At 62.7% G+C, this 22,315-nt stretch carries 21 protein-coding genes; 5 read left to right on the top strand and 16 right to left on the bottom strand.

What is annotated here, in order from left to right:
* Positions 1–5: 5 nt before the first annotated feature.
* The 9 genes from corA to ADADOO_RS00865 all read right to left on the bottom strand — a co-directional run bounded on the left by corA (position 6) and on the right by ADADOO_RS00865 (position 9,743).
* On the bottom strand, positions 6–971 hold the full coding sequence (gene corA / locus ADADOO_RS00905) for a magnesium/cobalt transporter CorA (RefSeq protein ID WP_511274284.1): 966 nt from the start codon (positions 969–971) through the stop codon (positions 6–8).
* 204 nt (positions 972–1,175) lie between these two features.
* Positions 1,176–1,475: a hypothetical protein gene (locus ADADOO_RS00900; RefSeq protein WP_511274283.1), complete on the bottom strand. Its 300-nt coding sequence runs from the start codon at positions 1,473–1,475 to the stop codon at positions 1,176–1,178.
* 207 nt (positions 1,476–1,682) lie between these two features.
* Positions 1,683–2,243 (bottom strand): PTS sugar transporter subunit IIA, encoded by a 561-nt coding sequence (locus ADADOO_RS00895; protein ID WP_511274282.1) that lies wholly within the window; start codon positions 2,241–2,243, stop codon positions 1,683–1,685.
* Positions 2,244–2,265: 22 nt separating this feature from the next.
* Positions 2,266–3,060, bottom strand: coding sequence for a TorF family putative porin (locus tag ADADOO_RS00890; protein ID WP_511274281.1), 795 nt, complete (start codon positions 3,058–3,060; stop codon positions 2,266–2,268).
* A 17-nt stretch (positions 3,061–3,077) separates the two neighbouring features.
* A complete protein-coding gene (gene kdpC, locus ADADOO_RS00885; protein ID WP_511274280.1) occupies positions 3,078–3,653 on the bottom strand; it encodes a potassium-transporting ATPase subunit KdpC in 576 nt (191 codons plus the stop codon).
* A gap of 11 nt (positions 3,654–3,664) precedes the next feature.
* Complete coding sequence (kdpB, locus tag ADADOO_RS00880; RefSeq protein WP_511274279.1) at positions 3,665–5,731, bottom strand: potassium-transporting ATPase subunit KdpB; 2,067 nt, start codon at positions 5,729–5,731, stop codon at positions 3,665–3,667.
* Positions 5,732–5,749: 18 nt separating this feature from the next.
* Positions 5,750–7,528 (bottom strand): potassium-transporting ATPase subunit KdpA, encoded by a 1,779-nt coding sequence (gene kdpA / locus ADADOO_RS00875; RefSeq protein WP_511274278.1) that lies wholly within the window; start codon positions 7,526–7,528, stop codon positions 5,750–5,752.
* Positions 7,525–7,617, bottom strand: coding sequence for a K(+)-transporting ATPase subunit F (gene kdpF, locus ADADOO_RS00870; protein ID WP_511274277.1), 93 nt, complete (start codon positions 7,615–7,617; stop codon positions 7,525–7,527). Before kdpF ends, kdpA begins: the two co-directional genes overlap by 4 nt.
* Before the next feature lie 218 nt (positions 7,618–7,835).
* Entirely contained in the window at positions 7,836–9,743 is a 1,908-nt protein-coding gene (locus tag ADADOO_RS00865) for a B12-binding domain-containing radical SAM protein (RefSeq protein ID WP_511274276.1), read from the bottom strand.
* Positions 9,744–9,840: 97 nt separating this feature from the next.
* Between ADADOO_RS00865 and ADADOO_RS00860 the strand changes: the two genes are divergently transcribed.
* Positions 9,841–10,704, top strand: a complete 864-nt coding sequence (locus ADADOO_RS00860; RefSeq protein ID WP_511274275.1) for a type IV pili methyl-accepting chemotaxis transducer N-terminal domain-containing protein — start codon at positions 9,841–9,843, stop codon at positions 10,702–10,704.
* A gap of 79 nt (positions 10,705–10,783) precedes the next feature.
* Here the strand turns inward: ADADOO_RS00860 and ADADOO_RS00855 are convergent, their stop codons facing one another.
* The 5 genes from ADADOO_RS00855 to parE form a co-directional block, all read right to left on the bottom strand.
* On the bottom strand, positions 10,784–11,224 hold the full coding sequence (locus ADADOO_RS00855; protein WP_511274274.1) for a hypothetical protein: 441 nt from the start codon (positions 11,222–11,224) through the stop codon (positions 10,784–10,786).
* 11 nt (positions 11,225–11,235) lie between these two features.
* Positions 11,236–12,174, bottom strand: coding sequence for an N-acetyl-gamma-glutamyl-phosphate reductase (gene argC, locus ADADOO_RS00850; protein ID WP_511274273.1), 939 nt, complete (start codon positions 12,172–12,174; stop codon positions 11,236–11,238).
* A 107-nt stretch (positions 12,175–12,281) separates the two neighbouring features.
* Positions 12,282–12,542, bottom strand: a complete 261-nt coding sequence (locus ADADOO_RS00845) for a hypothetical protein (RefSeq protein ID WP_511274272.1) — start codon at positions 12,540–12,542, stop codon at positions 12,282–12,284.
* Between the two features lie 46 nt (positions 12,543–12,588).
* A complete protein-coding gene (locus ADADOO_RS00840; RefSeq protein WP_511274271.1) occupies positions 12,589–13,620 on the bottom strand; it encodes a phospholipase A in 1,032 nt (343 codons plus the stop codon).
* An 8-nt stretch (positions 13,621–13,628) separates the two neighbouring features.
* On the bottom strand, positions 13,629–15,578 hold the full coding sequence (gene parE, locus ADADOO_RS00835) for a DNA topoisomerase IV subunit B (RefSeq protein ID WP_511274270.1): 1,950 nt from the start codon (positions 15,576–15,578) through the stop codon (positions 13,629–13,631).
* A 103-nt stretch (positions 15,579–15,681) separates the two neighbouring features.
* Between parE and ADADOO_RS00830 the strand changes: the two genes are divergently transcribed.
* The 4 genes from ADADOO_RS00830 (at position 15,682) to ADADOO_RS00815 (ending at position 18,158) form a co-directional block, all read left to right on the top strand.
* Entirely contained in the window at positions 15,682–15,909 is a 228-nt protein-coding gene (locus tag ADADOO_RS00830; RefSeq protein WP_511274269.1) for a hypothetical protein, read from the top strand.
* Entirely contained in the window at positions 15,909–16,832 is a 924-nt protein-coding gene (locus tag ADADOO_RS00825) for a DUF808 domain-containing protein (RefSeq protein WP_511274268.1), read from the top strand. Before ADADOO_RS00830 ends, ADADOO_RS00825 begins: the two co-directional genes overlap by 1 nt.
* A complete protein-coding gene (locus ADADOO_RS00820; protein ID WP_511274267.1) occupies positions 16,829–17,875 on the top strand; it encodes a serine endopeptidase in 1,047 nt (348 codons plus the stop codon). The genes ADADOO_RS00825 and ADADOO_RS00820 overlap by 4 nt, the downstream gene beginning before the upstream one ends.
* 166 nt (positions 17,876–18,041) lie before the next feature.
* A complete protein-coding gene (locus tag ADADOO_RS00815; RefSeq protein WP_511274266.1) occupies positions 18,042–18,158 on the top strand; it encodes a lipoprotein in 117 nt (38 codons plus the stop codon).
* Between the two features lie 90 nt (positions 18,159–18,248).
* On the opposite strand, the gene ADADOO_RS00810 is transcribed toward ADADOO_RS00815, so the two are convergent.
* The gene (locus ADADOO_RS00810) at positions 18,249–21,353 is read right to left on the bottom strand and encodes a DUF6519 domain-containing protein (protein WP_511274265.1); all 3,105 of its coding nucleotides are present in this window, start codon (positions 21,351–21,353) and stop codon (positions 18,249–18,251) included.
* A gap of 40 nt (positions 21,354–21,393) precedes the next feature.
* Positions 21,394–22,315 (bottom strand): hypothetical protein (locus ADADOO_RS00805; protein WP_511274264.1); only part of this gene is annotated, 922 nt, incomplete at its 5' end.

Here is a 22,315-nt window from a genome sequence, read left to right as displayed (position 1 = left end):
TATCCTTAGAGCCATCCGACGCGTCGGAAATGGACGTAGAGCGCGACACAGGCGGTACTGATGGCAAGCAACGCCATGGGGTAGCCATACTCCCATTGCAATTCGGGCATGGCCTTGAAGTTCATTCCCCAGATGCCGGCAAATGCAGTGGCGACGGCGAAGATGCCAGCCCAGGCCGCCAGTTTTTTATTCACTTCACTTTCTTCGATGGTCACCATGGAAAGGTTGACCTGGATGGCCGTGCCGATGGTGTCCCTGATATTGTCGAGAGAGGCATTGATCCGGGCGAGGTGGTCATAGACGTCGCGAAAGTAGTCGCGACTATTGGCACAGACTGCCGGCCCCCGGCCGCCCGAGAGCTTGCCGGTGGCCTCCATCATTGGCGCGACAGCATGCTTGAGAAAGGTGATCTTGCGTTTCAGGTCATAGAGCCGTTCGATATTGCTGCGGGCGGCGCCCTTGGCAAAAATCTGTTCTTCGATTTCTTCTAGTTCCGATTCCAGCCGGTCCATGATCGGAAAGTAGCGATCGACAACCGCATCCATCAGGGCGTAGAGGACAAAGCCTGAGCCATGACTGAGCAGATGCGGCTCACGCTCGCAGCGTTCGCGCACCCCGAGAAAACCCTGCTGGCTATGGTTTCTGACCGATAGAACGTAGTTCTGCCCGACGAAGACATTGACCTCGCCGACATTGAACTCGCCATTGACCTCCTCCAGCAGGTGCATGACGGCGAACACCGAATCACCATATTCCTCGATCTTCGGCCGCTGGTGACCATGGCGGGCATCCTCGACGGCCAGTTCGTGCAGGGCGAACTCTTCCTGCATCTGATCCAGTTCGTGCGCTGTCGCATCGCGCAGGGCAACCCAGACGAAACAATCCGGTTTGGCCAGATAGTCGCTGATTTCCTCGACGGCCATGTCGGCCAGACGCGAGCCGTTTTCGTAGGCGACACAATTGATCAGCATGTTCTATCCCCGTTCCTGTCGACAACCCCCATCCTGCCCGCTTTTGGCAATTTCAGCGAGCACCCGGGCCCGGACCAGGCCGGGAAAAATCGTCTTGCAGTGAGGGGAGCAGGTCAATTGATGGCCGTAGGCCAGACGGTCGAGGAGCGGATGCACGGCATGCCGTCTGCCGCAAACCGGACAGATGTGAGATGCCATGATGTCTTACGCGGCATGTTCGGCATAACGGGCCAGGGCTACTGCCTGATCGGCGATGGCCGACGAGACGATGAAGGTTTCCCGGCCACGAACATTGCCCAGACTCAGCGCCAGACTCACCGCCGCGACACCCGCCACGGCCATCCTCACCGGATTTGCGTAACCGGACAGAAAGGCCCTGATGCCTTCGATCCCCATTACCGTTGCCGGAAATTTCGTTACCACGGCAGCCTTGCCGGGTTCCAGAGCGGCGATTTCCAGCGAGTCGTTAGTCGAGGCGATGCCGATGCATAAGTCTGAGCTCATGGTTTCCTTCACTTTCGATTGATGTACAGCCAAGCCAGCCCAAGGGGAATGAGGATGGTGGCAACAGCCAGCAGAAAATTCACGGCATCCATATTTCCTCGGTTCAACAGGTCTGGTACATGGCAAATACTAGGCAAATCCATTTCAAGATTCTGAAAAATATCGGGGCTTCGCTATAAAAAGAATGTAAAGACTGGCTGGTCGAACTCAGGCCGGGCGCGGCCAGGTTGCGAACAATTGCTGAACTGCCGATGCCTGATTGCACAAGTGCAGGCATTCGCGGAACCGGGAATCGGAAAACATCCGCGTCGCATCGGCCAGAATGGTGAGGTGTTCTTCCGTTGCCTGCTTTGGCACCAGCAGGACAAGGATGTCGGACACCGCCTTGCCGTCCGGCGCGGCGAATGGTATCGGCGCGGCAAGGCGGAAATAGGCGATCTGTATCCGCTCCAGATTCTTGATACGTGCGTGCGGGATGGCCACACCTTCGCCCAGATCGGTTGATCCGACCTCTTCACGGCGGGACAGGCTCAGGACGACCCAGGCTTGCGGCATGCCATGCCTGCTTTCCATATGCCGGCCAATATCTTCAAGAAGCTGCTCCTTACTTGCCACTTCTAGGTCGAGGACGATGTCTTCGATCAGGAGAAGATCAGCGATGGTTTTCAATTCGTATTCCTCTTCCGCGTGATAAATCCGCCACCTTTCGATCCAGCGGCGGCGAAGGGCTACGGGGTGGCCCACTTTCCCATTCTCGAATTCGGTCATGGGCTCTTACCCCTTCACTCAATCAAAAGCTTTTTGTTACGGAAAGGACAGCTGTACCGCGACCGGCATCCCTGGTCCTGGTACCGGTCTGAGTGCCGGTGGTACTCAGGTCGTTGGAGAAGCAATAGAACTCGCCGGAAGAGCAGTTACCCTTGGCATCAGTACCGATGTAAGCAAGGCCGACAATCCAGCCGCTCAGGTCCTTGGTGGCGCCGATCTTCCAGTCGGTGTAGGAGCCGTTGTTGACCTTGTCAAAATCAAGATAGCCGACGTGGCCATTGACGCCCCAGCCGTTACCCAGATCGTAATTGGCGCTGAGATCGATGTAGCTGACCCCCTTGGTATCGTCACCGGTGGCAGTCTTGGCGCCAAAGTAGTCGGTCAGGCCGTAGTTGTACTTGACGGAAATGAACTTCCAGCTGGCGCCGACGTAGACTTCGCCGTTCTTCACCGTCTTGTTCAGATAGGTGGAACCCGGGTAGTAATAATAGATACCGCCGACATCAATGCCGAAATCGCCGAAGGACATCTTGTAGCCACCGTAGAGGTCCATTTCCAGATTGCCTTCCGGATAGCCGGCACCGGAGTTGACGTTGGAATTCCAGTTGCCGACATAGACGCCGCTCGAATGTGCGTAATCGAAACCGCCTTGCAAGGCCGGCTTGCCGAAAGTCTGGTCGATACCACGGAAGCGGTAGCTGGAGAACAGGCCAACGTTGCCGGTCAGAGTGTGTTCCGGGGGCGGGGCAGCGTCTTCAGCAAAGGTCGGAGCAGCAAAGGCGCTAACCAGAGTCAGGGCGATCAGGGATTTTTTCATGAGAGTCTTTCTTTGGTTTATTTGCGAAGCGAATCAAGCGCGATGTTGAGTTGGAGAACGTTCACCCGGGGTTCGCCGAAGACGCCCCATTGGCGGCCTTCGGTGTGCTGGCTGACCAGGGCCTTGACGTCGGCCGGCAGCAGATGGCGCTGGCCGGCGACGCGAGCCACTTGATAGGCAGCCGCTTCCGGGCTGATGTGCGGATCGAGGCCGCTCGCCGAGGCATTCACCAGGTCGGCCGGAATCGGCTGCTTGTTGTCAGGATCGGCGGCCTTGAGGGCCTCGATCCGGCCCTTGACGGCATCGACCAGCGCCGGATTGAGCGGGCCCTGGTTGGAGCCGCTGGAGGCGCTGGCGTTGTACGGCATCGGCCCGGTGGCCGAGGGGCGGCCCCAGAAATACTTGGGATCGGTGAAGTTCTGGCCGATCAGGCTGGAGCCGAACGCCTTGCCATCCTTGACGATCAGGCTGCCATCGGCCTCGGCCGGAAAAACGGCCTTGGCGATACCGGTGACAGCGAGCGGATAGACGACGCCGGTGACGGCGGTGAGCAGCACGAAGAGGCTGACGGCGGGACGCAACAGGGTTTTCATGAGTTTTCTCCTCAGGCCAGGCCGACGGCGGCAATCGCCAGGTCAATCAGCTTGATGCCGATAAAGGGAACGATGACGCCACCCAGGCCGTAGATCGCCAGGTTCTGGCGCAGCAGGGTCGCGGCGCCGAGCGGGCGGTACTTGACGCCTTTCAGCGCCAGCGGGATCAGGAAGACGATGATCAGGGCATTGAAGATCACCGCCGACAGGATGGCCGAGGCCGGACTGGCCAGGCCCATGACGTTGAGCGCAGCGAGTTGTGGGTAGGTCGTCACAAAAGCGGCCGGGATGATCGCGAAATACTTGGCGATATCATTGGCGATGCTGAAGGTGGTCAGCGAGCCGCGCGTCATCAGCATCTGCTTGCCGGTTTCGACGACTTCGATCAACTTGGTCGGGTTGGAATCGAGGTCGACCATGTTGCCGGCTTCCTTGGCCGCTTGCGTGCCGGTGTTCATGGCCACCGCGACGTCGGCCTGGGCCAGCGCCGGAGCGTCGTTGGTACCGTCGCCAGTCATCGCCACCAGCCGGCCTTCGGCCTGGTACTCGCGAATCAAGGCAAGTTTGGCTTCCGGCGTCGCTTCCGGCAGGAAGTCGTCGACACCGGCCTCGGCAGCGATGGCAGCTGCCGTGATGCGGTTGTCACCGGTCACCATGACGGTCTTGATGCCCATCTTGCGCAGTTCGGCAAAGCGTTCCTTGATGCCGCCCTTGACAATGTCCTTGAGCTCGATGACGCCCATGACGCGCGTCCCGTCAGCGACCACCAGCGGCGTGCTGCCGCGACGGGCGACTTCCTCGACATAGCCCGATACCGACGGCGGGAATTTGCCGCCCAGCGTTTCAACATGCTTCCTGATGGCATCGGCAGCACCCTTGCGCACCTGGCGGTCGGCCATATCCACCCCACTCATCCGGGTATGGGCCGAGAAGTGCACAAAGTGGGCATCGAGGGCGTGAATGTCGCGCTCGCGCAACTGGAAACGTTGCTTGGCCAGCACCACGACGCTGCGCCCTTCCGGCGTTTCGTCGGCCAGCGAGGCGAGTTGCGCGGCGTCGGCTAGTTCGGCTTCAGTCACACCATCGGCTGGCAGGAAAGCGGAAGCCTGGCGATTGCCGAGCGTGATCGTGCCGGTCTTGTCCATCAGCAGCACATCGACGTCGCCGGCGGCTTCGACGGCACGCCCGGAGGTGGCGATGACGTTGGCCTGCATCATGCGGCTCATGCCGGCCACGCCGATGGCCGACAGCAGGCCGGCAATGGTGGTCGGGATCAGGCAGACGAGCAGGGCAATCAGGACCGTGATGCTGATCGGCGTGCCGGCGCCGGCGACTTCAACGCTGAACATCGAGAAGGGCAGCAGGGTGACGACAACGCCGAGGAAAACGATGGTCAGCGCGACGAGCAAGATGGTCAGGGCGATTTCGTTCGGCGTCTTCTGGCGCTTGGCGTTCTCGACCATGGCAATCATGCGGTCGACGAAGGTTTCGCCCGGATTTACCGTGACCCGGACGACGATCCAGTCGGACAGGACGCGGGTGCCGCCGGTGACGGCCGAGAAGTCGCCGCCCGATTCGCGGATGACCGGGGCTGATTCGCCGGTGATGGCCGATTCGTCGACCGAGGCGACGCCTTCGATGACTTCGCCGTCGGCCGGAATGGTTTCCTGGGCCTGGACGACGATGACGTCGCCCTTGCGCAGGTCGGCGGCAGGGGTCATTTGCCACTGGGCGCCGTAACGCGGCTCAGCCAGTTTCTTGGCCCAGGTTTCCTTCTTCAGGCCGCGCAGCGAAGCGGCCTGCGCCTTGCTACGTCCTTCGGCCAGCGCCTCGGCAAAATTGGCGAAGAGGACGGTGAACCACAACCAGATGGCGATGGTCAGAATGAAACCGGCTGGTGCTTCGCCTTGCCCACCGAGGGCTTGTAGCCAGAGGATGGTGGTCAGGATGCTGCCGACGTAGACGACGAACATCACCGGATTGCGCCATTGCACGGCCGGATTCAGTTTGCGGAAGGCATCGGCGACGGCCGGAACGGCCAGTGCCGGATCGAACAGGGTAAAAGTCTTGCGTGTCATGGTTATCTCCCCAAGCGCTTAGTGAGCGGCCCAGAGCACGAGGTGCTCGATGACGGGGCCGAGAGCCAACGCCGGGACGTAATTCAGGAGGCCGACCAGCAGTACCGTGCCGATCAGCAGCGTGACGAACAGCGGGCCATGCGTCGGCAGGGTGCCGGCGCCGACGGCAATGCGCTTCTTGGCAGCCAGCGAACCGGCGATGGCAAGAACTGGCACGATCACGCCGAAACGGCCGAACCACATGGCGATACCGAGCATCACGTTGTAGAACGGCGTGTTGGCGGACAAGCCGGCGAAGGCGCTGCCGTTGTTGTTGGCGGCCGAGGTAAAGGCATAGAGGATTTCCGAGAAGCCGTGGGCACCAGGGTTGGCGATGCCAGCCCGGCCGTCGGCGAGCATCACAGCGATGGCCGTGCCGACCAGCACGAGCAGCGGCGTGACCAGGATGGCGATGGAAACCATCTTCATCTCGAAGGCCTCGATTTTCTTGCCCAGGTATTCCGGCGTGCGGCCGATCATCAGGCCGGCGATGAACACCGCCATGATGGCGAAGACGAGCATGCCGTAGAGACCGGTGCCGACGCCGCCGAACACCACTTCGCCGAGTTGCATATCGATCAGCGGAACCAGGCCGCCAAGCGGCGTAAACGAGTCGTGCATGGCGTTGACCGCACCACAGGAAGCGAGCGTCGTGATGGTGGCGAACAGGCCGGATTCGGCGATGCCGAAGCGGGTTTCCTTGCCTTCCATGTTGCCGGCAGACGGATCGACACCGAGTTGGGTGAGCAGCGGATTGGCTTGCTGCTCGAAGTGCATCGCGGTATAGGCCAGGGCGACGAACATCAGGGTCATCGCCGCGAGCACGGCCCAGCCCTGACGGGTGTCACCTACCATGCGGCCGAAGGTGAAGCACAGCGCGGCCGGGATCAGGAAGATCGACAGCATCTGAAAGAAGTTGGTCAGCGGTGTCGGGTTTTCATAGGGATGCGCCGAGTTGGCGTTGAGGAAACCGCCGCCGTTGGTGCCCAGCATCTTGATCGCTTCCTGCGAAGCGACCGGGCCCATGGCCAGCGTCTGGGTTTGCGTCTGTGCCGGTTCGGTGATGACAGCGCCCTTTTCATCCTTGAGCGGCTGGCCGGCATCGTCGACCTTGGGATTGTCGAAGCTGGTCACTTCCAGCGTCGTCACATCCTTGTAGGCGTCGAAGTTCTGGATGACGCCCTGGCCGGTCAGGAAGACCGCGTAGATGATGGAGATCGGCAGCAGGATATGCAGCGTGATGCGCGTCAGGTCGGCCCAGGCATTGCCGACGGTCTTCGCCGTGTGGCGGGCAAAGCCGCGGATCAGGGCGATGACGACGACGATGCCGGTGGCGGCCGACAGGAAGTTCTGCACAGCGAGGGCCAGCATCTGCGTCAGGTAGCTCATTGTCGCTTCGCCGACGTAACCTTGCCAGTTGGTATTGGTGGCAAAACTGATCGCCGTGTTGAAGGCGGAGTCCGGGCTGACATTGGCGAAAGCCTGCGGATTGAGCGGCAGGTCGGCCTGCAGGCGCTGCAGGGCATAGACGGCCAGGGCGCCGAGGACATTGAACAGCAAAATGGCGAAGGCGTATTTCAGCCAGCCCATTTCCTCGTCCGGGCGGATGCCGCACAGGCGATAGATCGGGCTTTCGATCTTGCCGGCCAGACGGAAGCGGCCTTCCATTACGTTGGCGATGTAAGTCCCCAACGGCTTGACGGTGAGCAACAGAACGACAAGAAATATCCCGAGCAGAATCCAGGCATGATTGCTCATGAGAAGTCCTCCGGATTAAGCCGCGCGGCGATCAGATAGATCAGCAGGCCGGCGGCGACAGCGCCGCTAAGAATGAATAGCCAAGTCATTTGGCACCCCCAAGCCGGGCACAGCCGGCAGCGAGACCGAGCATCAGGGCAAAGAACAGCCCGATACCGGCGAGATAGACGAGATCCATAAGTACACCCCATGTTGGTATTGCGACAGGGTCATACTAGGAAAAGCGCTATCAAAGTTTTCGAAAAAGCTGGGGGTGGCGGTATAAAAAAACGGTAAAAACCGGATGGATCAAGTGTGTCGACGGCGCTTAACGAGGAGTCTGCAAAGCCCGGGCGATGAAGTTTCGGGCGACGCGGGATTTTGGTACTTTTTCGTCGAACCAGCTACGCACATCCTGGTCCAGGCAAATGCCGTGCATGTAGTTGTAGAGCGCCTTGTTGAGCGCCTTGCCGAGGCGGTCGTGATCGACGCCGGTGGGGTCGATGAAATGCACGTCGTTTTTGCCGAATTTGCCGGGCGGCAGCGGTTGCAGCTTGATGCCGTATTCGGCCGGGTTCTGGCCGACGGGCGAATGCACGGTGCACGTGAAACGGTGGAAAAAACCGGACTGGATGCAGCCTTCGGCGAACAGTTGGCGGACGTATTCGAGGGCATCGACGGTGTCCTGCACGGTTTGCGTCGGGAAGCCGTACATCAAATAAGCATGGACGAGCACGCCGGCGTCGGTGAAGGCGCGCGTGACGCGGGCGACCTGGTCGACCGAGACGCCTTTTTTCATGAGCTCGAGCAGGCGGTCGGAGGCGACTTCGAGGCCGCCGGAAATGGCGATGCAGCCGCTGTCGGCGAGTTGTAGGCAGAGTTCCGGCGTGAAGGATTTTTCGAAGCGGATGTTGCCCCACCATGAGATGGCCAGATTGCGGCGCTGGAGCTCTTCGGCCAGGGCGCGCAGGGCTTTCGGCGGGGCAGCTTCGTCGACGAGGTGAAAGCCAGTGTGGCCGGTTTCGGCGATGATCTGCTCGATGCGGTCGACCAGCACCTTGGCGCTGGCCGCATCGTAGCGGCCGATGTAGTCGAGGCTGACGTCGCAGAAGCTGCATTTTTTCCAGTAGCAGCCGTGGGCGACGGTCAGTTTGTTCCAGTGCCCGTCGGACCACAGCCGGTGCATGGGGTTGAGCATGTCGAGCAGCGACAGGTAGCGGTCGAGCGGCAGGCCGTCCCAGGTCGGCGTGCCGACTTCTTCGAAGGGAATGTCGGGCTCGCTGGCATTGAAGTAGCGCACGGCGCCATCGACGCGGGTGAAGGTGCGGACGAGGTTGAGGCGCGGGCGATCTCCGGCCAGGTGCTCGAATAGCGCGAGCAGCGGCTTTTCGCCATCGTCGAGCATGACATAGTCGAAATAATCGAAAACGCGGGGTTCGGCCAGTTCGCGCAGCTCGGTATTGACGTAGCCGCCGCCGAGGACAGTGATGATGTTGGGCCGGTAAGCCTTGATCGTCTGGGCGATGCGGAAGGCGGCATAGACCGAGCCGGGGAAGGGCACGGAAATGAGCACGATATCGGGATTCCCACGGTCAACCGGAATTTTGGCCAAAGTTTGAAGTGTCGTATCGACCAGCGTCGGCGGCGCGGCCAGCGCGGTAGCCAGCGGATTGAAGCTGGCCTGGCTCTGGGCCAGCGATTCGGCGTAGCGGACGAACTCGAAACGGGTGTCGACCGCCTCGCGCAGCACGTCGGCCAGGTCGTTGAGGTAAAGCGTCGCCAGATGCCGTGCCCGGTCCTGTACGCCGAGCGAGCCGAAAGCCCAGGCCAGCGGGTCGCCGCCATCTTCGTCGAGATAGTTGTCGAGCGAGGCGAAGCGCGGCCCTTCGGGTAGGAAGGCGCGGGTGCAGATGCGGTGGGCAATCGAGCCGTCGCGGCCCTGCAGCAGCGCAATCGCTGGGCCGATGCTGGCCTGGTAGCGGGCGAACTCGTTGAGGAAAATCTTGATCGTATTCGAACGCTTCTTGCCGGGGATGGCTTCCGCCGCCGCCTTGATTTTCGGCAGGCCGGCCGGCGAGAGCAGTTCGAGCACCAGCGCCAGGGCCAGATCGGTCTGTTCGGCCTGAAAGCCGCGCGAACGCAGGAAGCCGGTCAGGTAGGCGGTCGCCGGGTAGGGCGTGTTGAGCTGGGTCATCGGCGGGATGATGCTCAGGATGCGGGGGGAGACGGCAGTCATGGTGGGGCGAATGATAGGGGAAGCGGCGCGCTTGTAAAGGGAGTGAAATGTGGGCGTGTTCCAATGCCCGCCCTTTCCTGCTCAACACTGTTTCCAGATGCGCCCATTCCAAGTCGTTTGCCAAACCGTTCGCGCGCTGCTCGTGGTCGTCGCCTGTTCCTCCCTGACTCTGTCGCAGGGGGCCTTGGCGGCCGGGAAGGACAGCGTAAAAGACGGCGCGGTCGGGCAGGTGGCTGGCGACATCGTCAGCGCCGGTCGCCTGCGCATGCAGTCGCAGCGTCTGGCCAAGCTTTACCAGCAGGCCGGCATGGGCTTGAACGCGGCGCAAGCCATGCAGCAGATCACGGCCTCGGCGACTGAGGTGGATGCCGAATTCAACCGCCTTGGCGGCTCTTCCAGGCAAGCGAACGTTCGGCGCGTGCTGTCGCGTTGCGAGTCGCTTTGGCAGGAAATGCGCGCTGCCTTGAAGCTGGCGCCCGGCCCGGCCAGTCGTGAGCGGATCAATCAACTGGCCGATGAATTGATGATCCACACGGGCAAATTAAGCATGTTGATTGAAGCTGAGGGCGAAGCGCCCGTTGGTCGCCTGCTTGACCTCTCCTCTCGCCTCAACATGCTCTCCCAGCGCCTGGCCCGGCTCTACCTGCAGGCCCAGGGCGGCAATCATTCGCAGGGGGTGATCGTCGACATCGAGCAGGCGCGCAAGGAGTTTTCAAGTGGCCTGCTGGAGCTTGATACGGCGCGCGATAACACCTCGGCCAGCCGCGACGCCATCGGCCTGGCCAGAAATCAATGGATATTTTTCGACAGCGCGATCAGCCGCCTGGGCATGGCCGGGCGGGGTGACGGGACGGCGGTTCAAAACGTGGCGACCAGCAGCGAACGGATTGCCCAGGTGCTCGATCTGGCCAGTTCCCAGTACGCCCGGGATTACACCGAGGCGACGCGCCCGCCTCGCTGAAACTGGACCTGATCGGCCGCGGTCGCTTCGGCGTTCGGAAAGTCAATGACGATCCGGTCGCCGCGCACGATAGGCATCGTCATTCCCAGGCGCTGCCTGAACCGGCCAGGCTTTGGCGTAGCTCGCGATCCCTGACCAGCACGGCGATGCCGCTGCCTTGCGGGGCGACCACGGCGGGAAAAGCCAGGCCCTGCCAGAGCCGCGCTTCGACGACGACGTTGGCGCCCATGCTCCTGGCCTGCTCGGCCAGCAGTTTTCTCGCCTTGCTTGTGCTCCCCGGCCAGCGTGCCTGAACGTAGAGCGCGCCCAGCGCCTCGAATTCGCCCTGGGCCGGCAGGGCAGTCGGCGTGACGAGTACCTTGGAGTCGATGTCACCTGTGCTTTTTAGCGGCGGCGTCACCCAGGGGTTGCCGTACGTCGCCGTATTCGGGTCGAGCAGGATCGACTGGCCGGCGGCCGGCCAACCCGTGATCAGCAAGGCAAGCAGCAGGCAGCAGCGGGCCGGGAGCGCGGTGGACATCGGGGCGTTGTTCAGACCAGCCCGCGGCTTTCCTCAACGCCGAGATGCACGTTCATGGCCTGCACGGCGGCGCCCGAGGCGCCCTTGCCAAGGTTGTCGAGACGAGCCATGACCAGCATCCGCTCGGCGTTGCCGAAGACGGCGATGTCAACGCGATTGGTATCGTTGTTGGCTTCGACGTTGTAGAAGCCACCGTCGGTGGTCGCCTCGAGATCGACCGGCAGGACACGGATGAAGGGCTCGCCGGCGTAGTAGTCGGCGATGATCTTCTGCACCTCGGCCGGGGTCGCTGCCCGCGTCAATTGCTGCGGGTGAATGAAGGCGGTAACGGCCAGGCCTTTGTAGAAAGGCCCAACGATGGGCAGGAAGATGGGCGCTACGGTCAACCCGGTATACGCCTGCATTTCCGGCAGGTGCTTGTGGGCCAGCGTCAGGCCGTAGGGGCGCGGCGCATCGATGCGGGCCGGGCTTTGGTAGTGCGCGATCATCGCCTTGCCACCGCCGGAATAGCCGGTAATCGAGTTGGCAGCAATTTGCGTGGCGGCCGGCAGCAGGCCGGCGGCGACGAGCGGGCGCAGCGCCAGGATGAAGGCGCTGGCATGGCAGCCGGGATTGGCGATGCGTTTGCTGGCGCGGATTTTGGCGCGTTGTTCCGGGGCAAGTTCGGGCAGGCCGAAGGTCCACGCCGGATTGACGCGATGCGCCGTCGAGGCGTCGATGACGCAGGTGTTCGGGTTATCGACCAAGGAGACCGACTCCTTGGCCGCCTCGTCGGGCAGACAGAGGAAGGTGACGTCGGAGGCGTTGATCAGCCGTTTGCGTTCGGCCAGATCCTTGCGTTTGTCGGCGTCGATCTTGAGGACCGTGACATCGCTGCGCTGGGCGAGATATTCGTTGATCTGCAGGCCGGTCGTGCCTTCCTGGCCGTCGACAAAGACTTTATAGGTCATGGCGGGATGAGGGTGGTGGTTGTTCGAGGGACGAATTCTGGCAGATATTTGCCGGTTGCGGACAGCGGCAAGAGGCATGGTCGGGAAGACGGCATTTTGTTGCTGGTTCAATCCAGCACGAACACCATGCCAAATGCCCCGATCGAGGTGATCTTGTCATTGACCGTGGTGTAGGAGCCAACGCCCAGCGAATGGTATTGCGAGACAAAGGAGGTCAGGTGGCCAATACCGAGAACGCGCGCGATCTGGCTCCGCTCGGCGATGGCGGTCTTGATCTTGTCGCGGTGTTTTTCGGCTGGGGGGTTGAGGGAAAAAGCCAGGGCAATGGCGATGGCGACTGCGATGAAGGTTTTCACTGTTTTCAGCATGAGTTGCTCCTGAACAGGATTTGAAGAGGGCGCCTGACCCGGCCGATCAATACCATTCGAGCAAGGACACGCCGACGCCGTAGTAATTGGCGCGGTGGTTGTAGTCGATCATGCTTTCGCCGTAGCCGGAGAACCATTGCAGATGGCCGCGCAGGCTGCCCGATAGCGGGAAGGCGTAATCGATCTGCAGGGCGCCGTGGCTGTTGCCGCCGCCTTGCAGGCTGTGGCGCAGGAGCAGGGACAACTGCTGTTTGCCCCAGATCCGGACGATTTGCAGGTCGGCCCGGCCGAGATAGTTGGAAATGTCCGGATTGTCGTCGTGTTCGCCGGCTTCCGGTATACGCCACCACGGGCGGAGCGTTGCCGTCCAGTCTCCTTTTTCCAGGGCAATACCGGCGATGACGCGGTTCCAGCTACGCAATAGCGGGAGAGAGCGACCGTTCGACTGATGGTTGACGCCGAGCGACAGGTAACGGCCGCGCCAGCCGCCGAGCGTGTAATCGGTGCGCCAGATCAGCATGACTTCCGGTTCGTGGTTGGTTTCCCTGAAGGGGCGCGAGGTGCCGGCTGAATACACCTGCCAGCGCGACGACTGGGTGTAGCCGAACCAGAGGTCGCCGTTGTTGCCGAACAAGTCTTCGACCAGCTTCGTCTTGAGGCTGATCTGCAATTTCGCTTCGTCGCTGGCCTGCCCGGTGTCGGTGGTGCTGGTGTGCCCGGCCGAGGGTGAGGCGGGGAAAGGGTTGGTGCGGCTGGTATGAAAGCCGGGCAGGATATACACCGGCTTGTAGGGACGTATGCGCAGGATATGGCCGCGCTTGTCGGGGTCGAGTTCCCAGGCAGCGCCGAGCAGGGCGTCGCTGGTAGCCGGCTCTTTCAGGTCGGCTGTAGCCGGTGTTTCGGGAGACTTGGCTGCCGCTGCTGCTTGCTGCTCGGCAGTTTCTGCTGTCGTCAGCGCGTCGTAGCAGGTCAGGCGGTCAGCCGGGTCGGCGATGCGCCGGCAGTCCTCGAGCGACTGGCTGTGGGCGGCCAGAGGCAGGGAAGCGCACAAGAGCAGGGCAAAAACTTGCGGCTTCATGGCCCGTGTCAGACGTCGGCCTCGACCAGCCCGCCATCCTTCTCCATCCAGGCCCGGCGACCGGCCGCTTCGCCCTTGCCCATGAGCAGCGTGAAGGTGGCGGTCATTTGTTTGATGGTTTCGCGGTCGGCCTGGAAGGGGACGAGGCGACGGGTATCAGGGCAGAGCGTGGTTTCCCAGAGCTGGTCCGGGTTCATTTCGCCGAGGCCCTTGAAGCGGGAGACGGTGATCTTGTTTTCCGGGACGCCTTCGTCGCGCAGCTTGGTCAGCGTCTGTTCCTTCTCCGCTTCGTCCAGGCAATAGACCTTGCGCGTATGGCCGCGGGCTTCGACATCGACGCGGAAGAGCGGCGGCTGGGCGACGTGGATGTGGCCGCGCTCGACGAGGGCCGGGAAGTGCTTGAGGAAGAGCGTAAACAGCAGCACCTGGATGTGCGAGCCATCGACGTCGGCATCGGACATGACGATGATCCGGCCGTAGCGCAGGCCGGAGATGTCGACGCTGTCGATCTGCTCGATGCCGTGCGGATCGACACCGACGGCCACGGAAATGTCATGGACTTCGTTGTTCTTGAACAACTGGTCGCGGTCGACTTCCCAGGTGTTCAACACCTTGCCGCGCAGCGGCAGCACGGCCTGGGTTTCCTTGTCGCGGCCCTGTTTGGCCGAGCCGCCGGCCGAGTCGCCCTCGACCAGGAAGACCTCGTTGCGGGCGATGTCGTCCGATTCGCAATCGGTCAGCTTGCCGGGCAGCGTGGCGATGCCAGAAGACTTCTTCTTCTCGACCTTCTGCGTCGATTTCATGCGGTTCTGCGCCGCCTTGACCGCCAGCTCGGCGATCTTCTTGCCGTACTCGGCGTGGCTGTTCAGCCATAGCTCGAACGGGTCGCGCACCATCTGCGACACCAGCTTGTAGGCGTCGCGGCTGGTCAGCTTTTCCTTGGTCTGGCCCTGGAACTGCGGGTCGAGCACCTTGGCCGACAGCAAATAGGTCATCCGGCCGCACACGTCTTCCTGCGCCAGCTTCACCTTGGCCGGCAGGATGGCGTGGTGGTCGGCGAAAGTCTTGATCGCCTCGAATACGCCCGCCTTGAGGCCGGCCTCGTGGGTGCCACCGTCGAGGGTCGGGATCAGGTTGACGTAGCTTTCCGGCTTGCCGCCACCTTCCTCGAACCAGGCCATGGCAAAGGTGGCGCCTTCGCCGACGGCGAAACCGTTGGCCGTTTCAACGGTTTTCTCACCGACGAAAATCGGCGCCACCGGCGTGCCGACCATCATTTCGTTGAGGTAATCGGCCATGCCGTTCTGGTAGCACCAGGTTTTCTTGTCCTGGCCTTCGATGTCCAGTTCGACCGTTACATTGGGCATGAGCACCGCTTTTGAGCGCAGCAGGTGCTCGAGTTGGGCCAGATTGATTTTCGGTGAATCGAAATATTTCGGATCGGGCGAGATACGCACCGTTGTACCCGTATTGCGCTGGCCGCAGTCGCCGAGGCGGGAGAGCGGTTCGGTCACGAAGCCGGCACCGAAGGCGATGTGGTGAATGCCGCCGCCGCGCTTGATCTCGACTTCGAGCCGCGTGGACAACGCATTGGTTACCGAGACGCCGACGCCGTGCAGGCCGCCCGAGAAGCGGTAGGCGTTGCCCGCTTCGGTTTTGTTGAACTTGCCGCCAGCGTGCAGTTTGCAGAACACCAGCTCGACTGCCGGCCGGCCTTCTTCCGGGTGGATTTCGACCGGGATGCCGCGGCCGTTGTCGCTAACCTCGATGACGCCATCGGTGCGGATGGTCACCGCAATCCGCTTGGCGTAGCCGGCCAGTGCCTCGTCGGCCGCGTTGTCGATGACTTCCTGAATGATGTGGGTCGGGCAGGTCGTCCGGGTGTACATCCCGGGGCGTTCCTTGACGGGTTCCAGGTCTTTCAGGACACGGATGGAGGAGGCGGAGTATTCAGACATGCGCTTTGAATTTGGCTAAAAAAGACGGTCGACCGTAGGCGTTGCTGCGGGCAGGATTCTAGCCGTTTTCCGGGCGAGCGCGCGGCTTATGCCTCATGGCATAATGGCCTTCCCCTCCGGTTTTGCCGGGGCGTTTTTCATGGAAAACAAGATGTCCGAAGCCGCACTGCAGAGACGCCGGGCCGATCGCCGACGTTGCACACTCATCGCGCCGCCGCCGTATCACACCGGTGCCGGCGTCGTGCTGACTGATCGCCGTTCGATTTTTGATCGCCGCGCGTCGTGGATACGCGCGTTTTCGCTGGACACTTTTTCGGGGCGGCGATCCTGATGGCCGGGGCCAGCCTGCTTGTCCTGATCGACGACATCGCGACGATCCTCGATGACGTGGCTTTACTGACCAAGGTGGCCGCCAAGAAAACGGCCGGCGTCCTCGGTGACGACCTGGCGCTCAATGCCCAGCAGGTCGCCGGCGTTGCCGCCGAGCGCGAGTTGCCGGTGGTCTGGGCGGTTTGTGTCGGTTCGCTGAAAAACAAGGCGATCCTCGTTCCGGCGGCGCTGGCGATCAGCGCCTTGATCCCGTGGGCAGTGACGCCCTTGCTCATGGTCGGCGGCATCTACCTGTGCCTCGAAGGGGTCGAAAAGCTGGCCCACCCGTGGCTGCACAGCGCGGCCGAAGATGCCGCGCAGCATGCCGATGAACTGGCCGCGGTGGCCGATGAAACGGTCGATCTGGCGGCCTTCGAGGCGGAAAAGATCAAGGGCGCCATCCGTACCGATTTCGTGCTGTCGGCCGAAATTATCGTCATCGCCCTGGGCACTGTCGCCAGCCAGCCATTCACCACCCAACTGACGGTGCTGGCCGGCATCGGGCTGATCATGACCTTCGGTGTTTATGGCATCGTCGGCGCCATTGTGAAAATGGATGACGTTGGCGCCTGGCTACTGCTCAAGGGGCGCGGGGGCATCAAGATCGTTGGCAAGAGCCTGTTGCTGGCCGCGCCGAAACTCATGAAACTGCTCACCATCGTTGGTACGGCAGCGATGTTCCTGGTCGGTGGCGGCATCCTGTCGCACGGCATGCCGCCGGTTCATCACGGCATTGAGCGGGTGGCAGAGACGGCCGGGATGATGCGCGGTGTTGTTTCGCTGTCGCTTGATGCCGTGGTCGGGGTTGTTGCCGGCGCCATCGCCTTGCTCGGCATGCTGGCATTTTCGGCGATTCGCGGGAAGTTCAAGCGAGTTCAGGCATGAGCAAGGCGTTGCGTTTATCGGAAAAGTGGTTTCGTTTCGGGTTGTGGATCGTCGCCTTCGTTTTCGCCAGCTTCCTGATCGGGCTGGGCGGGACAATTGTCGAGAACCTGCCCAAGGTCGAGCATCGCGTCACGCTCGACGATTTCATCGATCAGCCGGCGGCCGCGCCGCTACGCGCCGAACTCAAGGCGATGCAGGAAAAACGTCAGGTGGCGCAGGATGCCCACGATCAGGCCCAGCTCAAACACAACGGCGCCCGCGCCAACTCGGCGGCGGCACGCGACACTTTCAACAACTGGCTGGCGACGCGCCACGCCACCAAGCGCCCGGAGCAGGACGCCGAACTGATCGAACGCACGCAGGCGCTTGATGAGCTCAAGATTCTCGAACGCAAGGCGCTGGCTGATGTCGAGCGCCAGCAACAGGGCCTGCTCGATGCCCGTCAAGCCGAAGAACGAGCCCAGCGCGCTCTGCGCGAGTTGGAGCGGGAGGCCTCGGGCAAGCTCGCCGTGGCCTACCGCGATCAGGAATTGCGCGTTTTTGCCTACCGTTTGGCGCTAACCCTGCCGCTGCTCGCCGTCGCCGGCTGGCTGTTTGCCAAAAAGCGCCAGAGCACCTGGTGGCCGTTCGTCTGGGGCTTCATCTATTTCGCGCTGTTCGCCTTCTTCGTCGAGCTCGTGCCCTACCTGCCGAGTTACGGCGGCTATGTGCGCTACGCGGTCGGCATCGTCATCACTGTGCTGGTCGGCCGCTACGCCATCGTCGCGCTGAATCGCTACCTCGAAAAACAGAAACAGGCCGAGGCGCTGCCCGATGTCGAGCGCCGCAAGGAACTCAGCTACGACACGGCGCTCGCCCGGTTGGCCAAGAAAGTCTGCCCGGGCTGTGAGCGGCCGGTCGATCTGACCAACACCGCCATCGACTACTGCCCGCATTGCGGCATCTGCCTGTTCGACCATTGCGGTCGCTGCCAGGAGCGCAAGAGTGCCTTCGCGCGTTTCTGCCACGCTTGCGGGGCTGGTGGTCAGGGCAGCGCCGGCTGAATTGGCTTGGCCGGGTGACTTCCACGGTCAACCGGAAAAAATGCCCAAAATTGAAATGCAGGTCGGAGGCCTTGGCCTCGGCGCTTACAAGTCGTAACAAAACGACGTCGGTTCTCGGCGCACCTCAGGCGTTATTCACTTACTACCCCACCGAAGGAGAGAAGTGATGAAAAAGATTATTGCCGGCTTGCTTGTTGCGATCACCCTCAGCGGCTGCTTCCCGGTCTTCGTGCCGGTTGGCCCCGGTCATCATCATGGCTACCACCATGGTTACCGCCGGTAAGCACCGGCATGGTCGTCAAGTTTTTGCCGGGGCGCCCTGCCACCGGAGGTGAATGGCCAGTCCATCCAGGCTGGCCTTTGTGAAAAATCCTTAAATTGGCACCACATTCAAGCCGCCGTTACCGAAACTCTCGGGATTGGCGCCGGCGACAAACAGCCTGAAATCGTTGTGGGCGAAATTGCCGATGACCTTGGCCTGGCTGGCCAGCAGGGCACCGACATCGCCTTGTGGTTCCAGCGTATTGCCATTGAAGGCGCAGTTGAAGCCCGGATAGAGGTCTTCCTCGCTGTCGATGCGATTGTTGGTGACCTGGAGGTTGTGCCAGACGGGCAGGGTGCCCTGGGCCGTCTCGATCACCTTGGCCAGCGCCTTGCCGCTGATCCGTACGCCCTGGAGCGCGTTTCGTTCGAGAACCAGGCTGCCGCTGTCATCGAAGGTCACAGCCCCCGCCTTGAGGGCGGCGCTCAGGCGTTTGAGTTGATCAGCGGTGACATCGGGTAATTCGTCGGATTCGCCGAACAGCGTGATGCGGCCACGCACCCGGTTGTTGATCAGGCTGGCATCGTCGGTATCGTCGAGCGCCAGCGCAAAGGCCGGGGTGCCGGCGCGCAAGGCGTTGGCAAGTTGATCGAGCGCCTTGTTCAGGGCGGCCGCCGTTGAATTCCGGCCGACGACGACGCTCAGGTTGTTGAGGCTGATCTGTTCGCGGCTGCTCAGGTTGACCAGGTCGTTGCTGCGCAGGAAGGTGCTGATCTCGGCTACCATTTTCTTGCGGTCTGCCGCGCTGAGGGCGGCGATGGCTTCGGCCGCCTCGTTCAGGTTGCCATCAAGCGTGGCAGTGGCGCGGAAGGCATTCCGGTGCGGCGCCAGGCTGGGAACGCGCTGGGCAATGAAGTCCAGTTTCTCGTTGTTGTCGGGGGCAATGGCAAAAATGGTGCAGTCTTCGATCAACAAACGCGAGCTGCCGGCGATTTGCAGCAGGCTGCTGCCGGTGGCCGATCGGCCCAGGAAATCGACATGGCTGAATTCGACCTCCTGGCATTTGAGGAAGCTGAAACTGCTCGGCTCGCCAGAGTTGGCCAGCGTGAAGTCCTGCAAATGCAGCGAACCGAAGGTGTCGAATTTGAACACTTCCTGCTTGAGGATCAGGCGGCTGGCCGGGCCGGCGCCGTGGATGCTGATGTGGTGACGCGGTGTTCCGGTCAGGCTCAGGCCGTCGGCCAGGCTGTGGCTGCCGGGCAGCAGGCAAATGCAGATGTCGCGGCGGCCTTCGTTGATCAGCGCGCGCAGGGCGACATCGAGATTCTCGTATTCGCCAGCCAGCCCGACCGTGACGCAGCAACCGCCGCCACCCTGAGGGCGCTTGCACAGCGTGTCGATGGCGAGCTGCACGGTGTAGGCCTCGGCAGCGACCAGGTCGGGGCAAGCCGTCGGGTCGTAGGCGACGCCGCTGGCCAGGGCCAGCTGGGCGCTGAAATGCACCGGCAGATAACGCCCGGCTACCACCTGGCCGGCGACCAGCAACTCGGCGATAGCGTGCTGAACGGGTTTGGCCGGATCGGAATCGAGCGCCCAGGCGATGCTGGCAATGCCGTCAGCCAGCGTATCGACCTCCTGAATTTTTGTGCCGTTGGGCAGCAATCCATCGCTTGCCGTAAAGCGCACCCGCGCCCCGACCACCGGGAACTGGCCGTTGGCGACGCCGACCTGGAGCGGACTGGGCAGCGCAACCTGGGCCGGCGTGTCGGCCGGATTGGTCTTGATGCTCTGACCGTCGCCGCCGACGTAATGGAGTTGGGTCAGCTCGGTTAGGCTGGGGAAGAGCGGGCGGCAGTCCGACTTCAGAATCCAGACGCCGGCCTTGAATTCGAGCAGGGCGAGCCGGGCGAAGGCGCGCAAAACACCGGCCGGCGAGAGAAAGGCCGGCTTGTTGTTTTCCTGCGGCCACTCGATGGCCGCCGTGGCAGTGCGGGCCGGAATCAGCCAGTAGTCGCCGATCCGGTAGCTGCCGGGTGCGAACTTGAGTTCGATGCCGTCCTGCGCCAGTTCCTCCCAGCCGGTAGCCGAGTTGATGGCCGAGGGGCTGATCTCGGCGACGCCGTCCCAGCGCCGGACGCGTGGATTGCGCGGGAACATCGCCTGGTCCAGCGCGTGGCCGATCAGCTTGGTCAGGTCGACGGTGACGACATTGCCTTCGGTGCGGATGACCGGCACGAGCGGGCCGGGCTGGCCGAGCAGTTCATGCGTGTCGTCGACAAACTCGACCCAGCTACCGGCGGTGATGGCCAGCACGTCGTCGCGGCCGATGCTGGCGACCTCGAATTCGTTGGCGATCGGGTCGTTGAGCCAGCGGACGACGCGGCTGGTTAGGCTGCCGTTGTCGCGCGACCATTTGTAGCGGGCCTTGCCGGTGACGCTGGCGTCATCGTGAATCTCGACGCGGTAGAGATGGTTTTCGAGCAAGCGGTAGCCGGCTTCCGGCGGCAACTGGCAGGGCGTTTTGGGCGGGATGCTGGCTTCGGCCCGGGCAGCGAGACGACCGTCGGGGGCTGCGGTCAACGTGTTCCAGGCGGCAATATTCGACAGGCAGGTGAGCGGCGCATCGAGTTCGCCGGCGCGCAGCAGCTTGACCTGCCAGACGGTTTTCTCACGCGTGCAGGTATCGGGGCCGCCGAGCGCCACTTCGCGCATGCTGGTGTCGTCCACCGGCAGGTCGAGTGGGCTGAGGTGACGTTGCCAGGCTTCGAGATAGGCCAGGTAGGTGCCGTCGGCCGGCGCCACCGCGTTGCCGGCGTTGAAGACGACGACGCCGGTGATGCTCGCCGCCGTAACGCCAACCGGCGGCAGCGGCAGCAGCGAAGCACCGGCCGGCAGGACCGGCGAGGCGGTGTCGGGCAGATCGGGCTGGTTGGCGACGGTGGTGGCGGCAGGGTTTTCGCAGAGCAGGCCATCGACGTAGAGGCGCCCGGCCGAGATGCTCAGATCGGTCCCGGCCGGCGTCAGGCCAAAGCCCGGGTTGTCGATCGGCACGGCGACCGGGCCGAGGCTGTCGCGCGTCTCGATCTCGATGCGATGGTTGAGGATGTCCTGCTGCTCGTTGAAATCGGCGTCGAGCTGCACGCGGCCCTGCTGCATCCGCACGCTGCGGTAGCGTCTGGCCTGGTCGAAGGTGGCGCGGCTGAGGTCGGCTTTCATTGTGTCTCTCCCGGTTTTTGTCTGGGTATGTCGAATAGGGCTAATTGACGAAAATCGCGGCCGCTTCGAGGCCGAAACGCAGGTATTCATCGAGCGCCAGCGCCAGATTGGCTTCGCGCTGCGGTTGCTGGAGCAGGTTCCAGACGCCCATTTCGGCGCCGTTGTCGGCGCCGGTGCGGATTTCTGGAGCGGTGCTTCGCGTCAGTTGGCCGTAGGCCGGCGTGTCGAAGCGGGTGCTGGTGAAGGCGGGCGTCACCCGCATTGCTTCGCGGGCGGCATCGGCGGCGGGCAGATCGGTCATGACCAGATCGGGCTGGCAGCGATGGCGGCGTGGGGTGACCGATTTTGGTGGCAGATAACTGTAACGGACGCAGCCTTCCTGGCGGCGGGCGATGCTGACCAGCCCGTCGAACAGGCTGTTGCTGGCCTCCAGCCGGCCGGCCGCGGTCGTGCCGAGCAGGGTGCTGGCGATGACGCTGAGCGGGCTGTCGTCGACATCGAGCGCGAGGTTGCCGCCTTCGCCATCGATCAGGCAGGCGCGCAGCACGACGGCGGCGAGCGGCCGGTTGCTGCGCAGCGGGCCGCTCAGGCAGCGGTAAAGACTCAGGCTGAGATCGGTGCCGGTGCCCGTGTGGGCGATGCCGCCCTTGTTCGGAACCAGGCTGCAATGGCGTAGCGTGACGGCGTGCAACGCGCCTTGCAGATTCAGGGCGCCGTCGAGCAGCAGGCCGCCCAGGCTGAGCCGGGTGCTGGCGTTGCCTTTTAAGGTGAAATCGCCGACCAGCACCGGGCGACGGCCCGGGGCGGCCTGGATGGCAAGGTGGCTGTCCGGCAAATCCGGCGTCGGCGCGACCGCTTCGCTGGCGTCGGTGTTGAGAATGACCAATGTGCGTTTTCCGGGAATTATCCGGTTGACCGCATCGGCCGGGTTGGCCGGGGCGTTGAAGGCCGAGGCGAGGGTG

The sequence above is a fragment of the Azonexus sp. genome (assembly GCF_036170495.1).
Classification (GTDB): Bacteria; Pseudomonadota; Gammaproteobacteria; order Burkholderiales; family Rhodocyclaceae; genus Azonexus.
This window is presented reverse-complemented; position numbering and strand designations above follow the sequence as displayed.

Excerpts from the sequence above, each read along its gene's own strand:
- ADADOO_RS00840 (WP_511274271.1), bottom strand. The coding sequence starts at position 13,620 with ATGAAGCCGCAAGTTTTTGCCCTGCTCTTGTGCGCTTCCCTGCCTCTG.
- kdpF (WP_511274277.1), bottom strand. The coding sequence starts at position 7,617 with ATGACTTGGCTATTCATTCTTAGCGGCGCTGTCGCCGCCGGCCTGCTG.
- ADADOO_RS00830 (WP_511274269.1), top strand. The coding sequence starts at position 15,682 with ATGGCCTTCCCCTCCGGTTTTGCCGGGGCGTTTTTCATGGAAAACAAG.
- ADADOO_RS00890 (WP_511274281.1), bottom strand. The coding sequence starts at position 3,060 with ATGAAAAAATCCCTGATCGCCCTGACTCTGGTTAGCGCCTTTGCTGCT.
- ADADOO_RS00865 (WP_511274276.1), bottom strand. The coding sequence starts at position 9,743 with ATGACTGCCGTCTCCCCCCGCATCCTGAGCATCATCCCGCCGATGACC.
- ADADOO_RS00900 (WP_511274283.1), bottom strand. The coding sequence starts at position 1,475 with ATGAGCTCAGACTTATGCATCGGCATCGCCTCGACTAACGACTCGCTG.
- ADADOO_RS00855 (WP_511274274.1), bottom strand. The coding sequence starts at position 11,224 with ATGTCCACCGCGCTCCCGGCCCGCTGCTGCCTGCTGCTTGCCTTGCTG.
- ADADOO_RS00820 (WP_511274267.1), top strand. The coding sequence starts at position 16,829 with ATGAGCAAGGCGTTGCGTTTATCGGAAAAGTGGTTTCGTTTCGGGTTG.
- ADADOO_RS00810 (WP_511274265.1), bottom strand. The coding sequence starts at position 21,353 with ATGAAAGCCGACCTCAGCCGCGCCACCTTCGACCAGGCCAGACGCTAC.
- parE (WP_511274270.1), bottom strand. The coding sequence starts at position 15,578 with ATGTCTGAATACTCCGCCTCCTCCATCCGTGTCCTGAAAGACCTGGAA.
- kdpC (WP_511274280.1), bottom strand. The coding sequence starts at position 3,653 with ATGAAAACCCTGTTGCGTCCCGCCGTCAGCCTCTTCGTGCTGCTCACC.
- ADADOO_RS00860 (WP_511274275.1), top strand. The coding sequence starts at position 9,841 with ATGCGCCCATTCCAAGTCGTTTGCCAAACCGTTCGCGCGCTGCTCGTG.
- ADADOO_RS00895 (WP_511274282.1), bottom strand. The coding sequence starts at position 2,243 with ATGACCGAATTCGAGAATGGGAAAGTGGGCCACCCCGTAGCCCTTCGC.
- ADADOO_RS00825 (WP_511274268.1), top strand. The coding sequence starts at position 15,909 with ATGGCCGGGGCCAGCCTGCTTGTCCTGATCGACGACATCGCGACGATC.
- ADADOO_RS00815 (WP_511274266.1), top strand. The coding sequence starts at position 18,042 with ATGAAAAAGATTATTGCCGGCTTGCTTGTTGCGATCACCCTCAGCGGC.
- kdpB (WP_511274279.1), bottom strand. The coding sequence starts at position 5,731 with ATGACACGCAAGACTTTTACCCTGTTCGATCCGGCACTGGCCGTTCCG.
- ADADOO_RS00845 (WP_511274272.1), bottom strand. The coding sequence starts at position 12,542 with ATGCTGAAAACAGTGAAAACCTTCATCGCAGTCGCCATCGCCATTGCC.
- corA (WP_511274284.1), bottom strand. The coding sequence starts at position 971 with ATGCTGATCAATTGTGTCGCCTACGAAAACGGCTCGCGTCTGGCCGAC.
- kdpA (WP_511274278.1), bottom strand. The coding sequence starts at position 7,528 with ATGAGCAATCATGCCTGGATTCTGCTCGGGATATTTCTTGTCGTTCTG.
- argC (WP_511274273.1), bottom strand. The coding sequence starts at position 12,174 with ATGACCTATAAAGTCTTTGTCGACGGCCAGGAAGGCACGACCGGCCTG.